General features: G+C 43.3%; 8 protein-coding genes and 1 pseudogene. 7 read left to right on the top strand and 2 right to left on the bottom strand.

Annotation, left to right across the window (positions count from 1 at the left end; all coding sequences use genetic code 11):
• The 6 genes and pseudogenes from A2048_10325 (at position 1) to A2048_10350 (ending at position 4,172) form a co-directional block, all read left to right on the top strand.
• A pseudogene (locus tag A2048_10325) lies at positions 1 to 674 on the top strand (hypothetical protein).
• Positions 675 to 751: 77 nt separating this feature from the next.
• On the top strand, positions 752 to 1,003 hold the full coding sequence (locus tag A2048_10330) for a hypothetical protein (GenBank protein ID OGP10039.1): 252 nt from the start codon (positions 752 to 754) through the stop codon (positions 1,001 to 1,003).
• A complete protein-coding gene (locus A2048_10335) occupies positions 1,000 to 1,350 on the top strand; it encodes a hypothetical protein (protein OGP10040.1) in 351 nt (116 codons plus the stop codon). Before A2048_10330 ends, A2048_10335 begins: the two co-directional genes overlap by 4 nt.
• A 137-nt stretch (positions 1,351 to 1,487) precedes the next feature.
• On the top strand, positions 1,488 to 2,444 hold the full coding sequence (locus tag A2048_10340; GenBank protein ID OGP10041.1) for a hypothetical protein: 957 nt from the start codon (positions 1,488 to 1,490) through the stop codon (positions 2,442 to 2,444).
• Positions 2,445 to 2,744: 300 nt separating this feature from the next.
• Positions 2,745 to 3,632: a hypothetical protein gene (locus A2048_10345; GenBank protein OGP10042.1), complete on the top strand. Its 888-nt coding sequence runs from the start codon at positions 2,745 to 2,747 to the stop codon at positions 3,630 to 3,632.
• Positions 3,633 to 3,986: 354 nt separating this feature from the next.
• Entirely contained in the window at positions 3,987 to 4,172 is a 186-nt protein-coding gene (locus tag A2048_10350; GenBank protein ID OGP10043.1) for a hypothetical protein, read from the top strand.
• On the opposite strand, the gene A2048_10355 is transcribed toward A2048_10350, so the two are convergent.
• Together A2048_10355 and A2048_10360 are read right to left on the bottom strand one after the other, a co-directional pair.
• On the bottom strand, positions 4,166 to 4,390 hold the full coding sequence (locus tag A2048_10355) for a hypothetical protein (GenBank protein OGP10046.1): 225 nt from the start codon (positions 4,388 to 4,390) through the stop codon (positions 4,166 to 4,168). The two genes, A2048_10350 and A2048_10355, sit on opposite strands and share 7 nt — an antisense overlap.
• A 41-nt stretch (positions 4,391 to 4,431) precedes the next feature.
• Positions 4,432 to 4,632, bottom strand: coding sequence for a hypothetical protein (locus tag A2048_10360; GenBank protein ID OGP10044.1), 201 nt, complete (start codon positions 4,630 to 4,632; stop codon positions 4,432 to 4,434).
• Between the two features lie 325 nt (positions 4,633 to 4,957).
• On the opposite strand from A2048_10360, the gene A2048_10365 reads away from it, so the two are divergent.
• On the top strand, positions 4,958 to 6,961 hold the full coding sequence (locus tag A2048_10365) for a hypothetical protein (GenBank protein ID OGP10045.1): 2,004 nt from the start codon (positions 4,958 to 4,960) through the stop codon (positions 6,959 to 6,961).
• Positions 6,962 to 7,118: the final 157 nt, after the last annotated feature.

The raw sequence follows: 7,118 nt of genomic DNA on the forward strand, positions 1-7,118 counted from the left end.
AAAAAGGTTTGAATATAGTGGATAAGTGGGCTCGCATTGGAATTATGTCCGGCATTGGAGCGGGGTTAAGTTATGCCACGGGAGGGTGGAAGGGATTGGTTGTTTTTGGTGCGGGCATGGCTGGAGCTGCAGTGGGGATGGCGGCGACGGGGCAGTTTAAGGGATCATCTAAAGAACTTTCATCGGGGTATGAGAAGAAAGATTTTCATTTTAATTATAATGAAACCAATCCTCTTTTTGAACGACCTGGACCTGTTAATACTGGAATTCAGTTAGCAGGGGTAGAAAATGATTTTACTACCTATTTCATTGGTGGACGTGGGCAGACTTATGGACCGGGAGTGACATCAGGTTATTTTTACAGAGCAGATCCCAGTCGTTCTTTTTTGAGTCGATTTGGTTATTTCAGTTTTGGTGAAGGAGCAATTGGTTTGGAAGGTGGATTATCGGCTGAAGCAGGCGCTGTAAAAGGTTCTCTTATGGACATGACTTTAAATATTAATTTTGGTGTTGTTGTTGGTGGCTCAGCTATTTTGAATCCAGAAAATGGCGACCCTCTGGGATGGTCCATTAATATTGGAGGAAGTATTTCTTCCTCGGCTTCTTGGACAAAAGGAGTTACCGAAAGATTTTTTCTAGATGATTTTCAACCCTTATTTAATTTGTTCAAATGAATCATCTCGATTTTAGTAAAAAATATAATTCTTTATTAAGAAAATGTTTTAGATGTTCTCGCTGGCTTACAATTATTATGGCTTTGCCAGTCTTGTTTTTTGTGAAGAATATTAAGTTTCAATTTGCCACTATGATACTTATGGTATTTTGGAATTTATTAATTATTCCTGCTTATACATGTCCAAATTGTGGCGAGATTGTTAGAAGTCTATGGGGGAAGAAAGAAGATGATTTTGGTATTAAAAATTTAATTGCAGCGTGGGGTATTATTGGCTCAACAGGAAAATGTTGGAGTTGTGGCGCTATATTAAGAAAAAATTCAAGATGAAAAAATCAACCAAATTAATTGTTGGGTTTTTAAATTTATGCCCTCTTTTATATTTTTTACTGTTTATGGGAATTGTTGTCTATTTTTTTATGGTTTCAATTTCTCAGGGTGTGCCCACTTTTTCTGAAGATTTTTTGGGTATTTCCCGAAAATTAATTATTTTGCATATGTTAATAATGTTAGAAATTTTTTTCATGATTATTTTTTATATCTTCCATCTTTTTAGAAATGAATTTGTGACAAATGATCAAAAGCTCGTATGGTTAGTAGCACTGATTTTAGGCAGTGTTTTATCGATGCCAGTTTATTGGTATCTTTATATTTGGGAAAAGACAAAAACTCCATAGGATCACAAAACCAGAAGCCTAGGGGTCAAAACCAGAAGCCTAGAGAAGCCTAGGGGTCAAGTCTCTGGTTGACTAGGAGAAGCCTAGGGGTCAAGTCTCTGGTTGACTAGAAAGATATTCCGTGATCAAACCTGCACATGGCCCGCCCTTTAAGAATTCAATATCCCGGAGCTGTATATCACGTCATGAATCGTGGGGCGGTCCGTCAAAAGATTTTTCTCGACGAGGGTGATTATCAATTCTTTATAAATCTTCTTGAAGACACTTTTAAAAAGTGGCGGGTTGAGCTGTATGCCTACTGCTTAATGGGAAATCATTACCATCTTTGTTTCAAAACACCCGAGGCAAAGTTATCTCGCATTATGAGGCATATTAATGGTCTCTATACTCAGCACTTTAATCGGGCACACGGTCGTGATGGTCCACTTTTTAGGGGTCGATATAAGGCTATGGTCATTGAAGAAGAGGATTATTTGCATCAAGTGGTGCGCTACATCCACTTAAACCCGGTTGATGCAGGCATTAGTGAGATGCCCGAGGATTATCCGTGGAGCAGTCATAAAATTTTTCTGAGTAAAAAAAATATCCGATGGTTTTCCAAAGAAAAAATCATGGAATGGTTTGAGGGTCCTCAGTCCTTTCATGAGTTTGTTTTGGAGGGGAATGACAGTACCTTGAATGCCTTATATAAGCGAAAAAGATGGCCAGTGATTTTAGGGGGAGAGTCTTTTATTGAAAATATTCGACTGGCCAGTGATAAACCATCCAAAGAGCATGTTCGTGCGGAAAAGCAATTTATCAGGCCGTCCCTAGAAAAAGTTTTAACTGCTGTGGCTAATGAATTTGGGGTAACCATAACCCAAATTATCCAAGGGCGTCGTGGACAAACCAATCTTTCCAGAAAGGTCGCACTTTGGATATTAAAGGAACATGGAGATTATACTCATGAACAACTTGCCAGAACATTTGCTCTTGGCAGTGGAAAAACGGTTGGTTGGGCTTGTAAAGAAGTTAAAGGGAAAATGGATATCAAGTTAACATTTAAAAATCGCATTAAAAAAATCCAGAACCAAATTAGCCAACCAGAGACTTGACCCCTTGTTTTTTCAGAACCAAATTAGCCAACCAGAGACTTGACCCCTTGTTTTTCCTTGTTTTTCCTTGTTCTTTCTGTTTTCCTTGTTCTGTTCCCTTGTTCTGCTTTGACCCCTTGTTCTGCCTTGTTCTGGGGTGCATACCATTGATCTTGAATGCCGAATTACAGCGCAGTGCGGCATAAAAAATCTAAAAATCAACCGCTTTATACTTGATATCTTCCAATGCATTGGAATAGTAGCTTGAAATTGATAAAGAGAAATAATGCACTTCACTTAATTCACAGAAGGAAACAAAAGATGAAACTAAAAAATAACAAAATGATCTATGGAGTGGTGTTTGTTTTATTTGTGACGAACAGTTGCGCCACGATCATCAGCGGAACCCGTCAAAAGGTTGGGATATCGAGTGATCCTGTGGGGGCTTCGGTGACCATCGATAACCAAAACCAGGGACGCACTCCTCTTATTGTAAGACTGGATCGGGACGACAATCATATTGTCAAAATCGATTTGCACGGTTACCAGCCTTATCAAACAACCTTAAACAAAAAATTAAATGGTTGGCTTTTTGGAAATATATTATTTGGTGGAGTTGGAGTGATTGGAATTATCATCGACGTGGTGGATGGGAGCATGTATCGGCTCAAGCCACAAACAGGCGGCTTTGTGAAAGAAAAAATAGCGGGGAAAAAGGTGATGACCCTTTCTGTCATCCTGACCTCTGTTGCCCTCAATGCAGATCCTTCGATGGAAAAGATTGGAGAATTAACTCCCGTTGCAGCTCAACGGGCGTCATTTGAGCCAGTTGAGCCAGCCCAAACACAGCAAACGGCTTCTCAACAGGAACCCGTGCAAGCCAATAGTTTTTCAATCAACCAGATTCAGAAACTCAATTCTATTCAGGAATCCGACAAAGCTCTTCAAAACCGGGACGATCGTTTGTTGGGGGTTTATCAAGGTATTCAAGTGTTGCCCGGACCCGGGTTGCAGGATGCGGTTACAAAGGCATGCATTCAAAAAACTGTTGGAGTAAAAATGATCGAAGGAACAACAAATACCTATGCCAGCGAGCAGGAAGCAAAACTCAATGCCAATGCCTACGGCTTTGCCTATCAATATAATCAGAACATGATCAGTCACCTCAAAGCCGATCGTCTTTCGACCTGTTTCTTGGGGGGTTATTAATCCTAATGATGATCATGACGGAGGAAAGAAGAAGACGACGTATCAATTTGTTTTTATCCCCTACGCTCGTTGGCTTCAGGGACGCGCCTTGCCGGGTCAAAACCCCGTCCGCCTAAGGCGGACGGAATCTTGGGTCCAGGGCTTGCCCTGGGGTTCATACCGTTGATTTATTTTTTAGTTCCTTCGTCATGAAGTATCCCAGGAACTATGCTGGCATGGAGAGTATGGTGGAGGTGCAAACGGAATGGTTCTAGGGAGAACGCAGGAGCGTTGTGGAATTGCGTTCCCACGGAGACCGTGGGAACGAGGGAATGTGTCGGTCAGAACCATCCAGCATGGACGAAGTGAGCTATTTTGGAACCTTTACTCCCAAATCCTTGCAGATTTTCTTGGCCAAAAATTCATGAACTTCTTTGTGTCGGGGAATGTGGATGTTTTATGGGTTTCCGGGTGAAAGTAGATCGTGTGGTTGCCACCCTCACGCAGCAAAAGGCAACCGCAAATTTCCAGATGGCGGATCAGGTTTTTTCGTTTCATTGATTCACGGCGATTGATTCGCGAATGACGTTTTTGGATGAATGGATTTCGCTGCGGGCCAACATGCGGTTACTTTCAAGTACCAGTTCCAGGGCTTCTTTTAAATTCCGTTTTGCTTCGGCCAGTGTTTTTCCCTGGGTATTTACACCGGGAATCTCTTCAACATAGGCAATGACCCATTTCCCTTTTTTTTCGTAGATGGCTGTAAAGTGGTTTTTCATTCTTGTATTGTTACTGTATTGTTTCTTATTTTTCAAGATTTTCATTTTTTATCCCCTACGCTCGTTGGCTTCGGAGACGCGCCTTGCTGGGTCAAAACCCTGTAGCTTGCCACGGAATCTTGGGTCAGGGCTTGCCCCAGGGGTTCATACCATTGATGAAAAACTTTACACAGTTCTTTGTCTTTTTTTTCATCATCTTTTCCCCATGGATGATATTCCGTGTCCCCTTCTTTTTTATGCACCTTTTTGACACATGGGGGATCTCATTCTGAGAAATTATTTTTTAAATATCCGTTCATGGTCATAAACGCGAAACGGGCCTTAATTTAATCATTAAAAATCAATAACTTATATAATAATTCAAAGTATATCTGCTGGCACTCAAATTGCAATACATGGGGGTGACCCGTGTGGGGACATGGGTCGAGGGGCTTCTCTTCTGAACATTGATGAGGGGAAGTTTTCGGAAGGTATAAGGGGAAACTGGCGTTTTATCTCGTAGGGGCGCCCCTTGGTGCGCCTCACCTACGAAAGTGGCGTCAGAAACCTTATGAGGGTTTGGGTACCATGTTAAAAAATTTACTCCACAGATTTTATTTAAATGAGGGCGCAGTAGGGGCGCCCCTTGGCGCGCCCCACACGTTGGCAGAGAAGGGCGCAGCATCCTCCAGAGGCGGACCAGCCTCAAGCTGGAGCAGCGCCCCTACATTCATCATCCTTGTTTTTCTACTTTCTGCCTGCGCCGGAGCCGGAGGTGGGGCGGGGGGTTTTAGCCCTGCAACCGATGGGGGTGCCGGAGGTGGTTCGGACAAATACGATCCTGAAGGGGGTGGCTCAAAAGAAAATCCTGCCATGCCTCCTGTTTCAATTCCTGCGCCTTCCAACAAGGGCTTGGTGGCCTATGCCCACGATTCTGAATACAACACGCCTGTCGCCGGCAAAATGGAAGCGGGTTCTTACCAGGCTGGTGATTCCTTGGTTATTTCAACCGATGATTTGCATGCAAACAATTCGTTGTGGCAGCGTGACTGGCCCCGGTTTTTCCGCGCCAAATTGAACGAGCGTTGGAACAGCATGGTTGGTTCTGCCGTGGCTATGGACGGTAACGTAGAAGCCGGTTTTGATCCCAACCAATTGCCTCCTGCAAATGTGGATATTTGCCTGCGTGAAAACACTCTGTGTTGCCCCATTGGGGCGGATGGGGTGGTGGAATGTTATTATCCGTCCATTCAGTCGGTCGATAAACTCCACATCGCCCGCCTGACGGCGAACGGAGAATTGTCGGAACCCATCGATGAAAAGGTGAATGAAAACCTCCACTGGGTGGTTGACAGCCCCAAGGATGTTGTCGCCGGCCCCGCCAATTTTGTGGACCATGACGGCGTAGGCCAGGAAGACACTGTTTTTTCCCTGGCTGGTTCAAAAGTGGTTAGCCTGGCTAAAACAGAAGAAAATGGAGAAGTCCACTTGGCCGTGCAAGGTTTACATCAGCAGGATTATGAGGAAACTTCCGCCCCCGATGCCGAAAAACTTTCTTACAATACCGCAACAAATATTTTAGGTGCCCAAAAACCCGAAGCCGGTATTGACCTAAAAGCTGTCGCCCAACAAGCCGCCGGCGCTAATAATGCCGTGGGAGCGCAGGATATTGGGTTGTGGAATAGGCCTGAGATAGTACGTTACAATGTATTAAAAGTAGCAACAGATGGCAAATTACGTGTAACAGGAACAACAGCTGCAGATATTCTACCTTCGGTATTTGAAGTAAGCGCTGATAACTTAGATGGTGGGAATCCACGTATAGCAGATAGGTTTCTTTACTTTGTTGATAACTTGGGAAGAAGTGAAAATAATAATGCTCGAAATTTTGTAACAACGGCTTTCGATATTGTTGAACAAAATAATGTTAAATGTGCTTCTGTGGTTTTCGATTATAAAAATGAAAATGATGAAATATTTAAAAAACTAAGGCTCTATTGTAAAAACAATGTTTTTAATAATCAGCAGGCAAAAGTGGACTTGAATCTTGATCTCGAAGATAGTCTTGAAAATCTGAGTTTTTACGATATGAGCATTAGTGCAGCTGGTGCTATTTCTGGTAAAGCAGTTGTGATGGAAAAAAATGGTAATGCTCTGTGGAGTATTGATCTGGCAGGAAATACACGTATTGCTAATCGTAACAGTATCACGCCAAGTGTCATCGCCCTTAATACAAAACCCAAGAACTTTGTATTAGACGAAACGAAAACAAAAGTCCTTGTGATTACCGAAAATGATTCCCTTGTTTCCCTTAATTTGGCCCGTGTTGGCAATGATGGTGCCAAACAATTCCTTAATGCCGATGAAATAACCCGCAGCAAGGTTGAAAGAAATCTGGCTGATCTCTTGCCGGATGAAAAATTGGAAAATCCCGATCTCAAAATTAACCCCACCAGCATGGCCATTAAAAACGTGGGGGGGAAGGCGCGGTTGCTTATCGGGTCTGATTCCTTGAAGGCTGTTTTGTCGGTGCCGGTAGATGAAGTGGTCAGTGATGAGCCGGCGGCAACGACGACTACCACCACACATTAGGCCCCTTGGCCCCATTATCATCCATTCCACCCCCTCAATTGAGCCCTCTCGTGGCGAAATGATTAGGGTAGGGGCGCCCCTTGGCGCGCCCCAATCATCTCGACCATCCATTTTTCGGACGCCGTCCGATTTTTGTAAGGGCATTCGTGAGCATTCG

The sequence above is a fragment of the Deltaproteobacteria bacterium GWA2_45_12 genome, from assembly GCA_001797365.1.
Lineage (GTDB): Bacteria > UBA10199 > UBA10199 > UBA10199 > UBA10199 > UBA10199.

Bases quoted from the DNA above. Each gene is read 5' to 3' on its own strand.
- A2048_10345 (OGP10042.1), top strand. From the start codon at position 2,745: ATGAAACTAAAAAATAACAAAATGATCTATGGAGTGGTGTTTGTTTTA.
- A2048_10330 (OGP10039.1), top strand. From the start codon at position 752: ATGGCTTTGCCAGTCTTGTTTTTTGTGAAGAATATTAAGTTTCAATTT.
- A2048_10340 (OGP10041.1), top strand. From the start codon at position 1,488: ATGGCCCGCCCTTTAAGAATTCAATATCCCGGAGCTGTATATCACGTC.
- A2048_10335 (OGP10040.1), top strand. From the start codon at position 1,000: ATGAAAAAATCAACCAAATTAATTGTTGGGTTTTTAAATTTATGCCCT.
- A2048_10365 (OGP10045.1), top strand. From the start codon at position 4,958: ATGTTAAAAAATTTACTCCACAGATTTTATTTAAATGAGGGCGCAGTA.
- A2048_10355 (OGP10046.1), bottom strand. From the start codon at position 4,390: ATGAAAAACCACTTTACAGCCATCTACGAAAAAAAAGGGAAATGGGTC.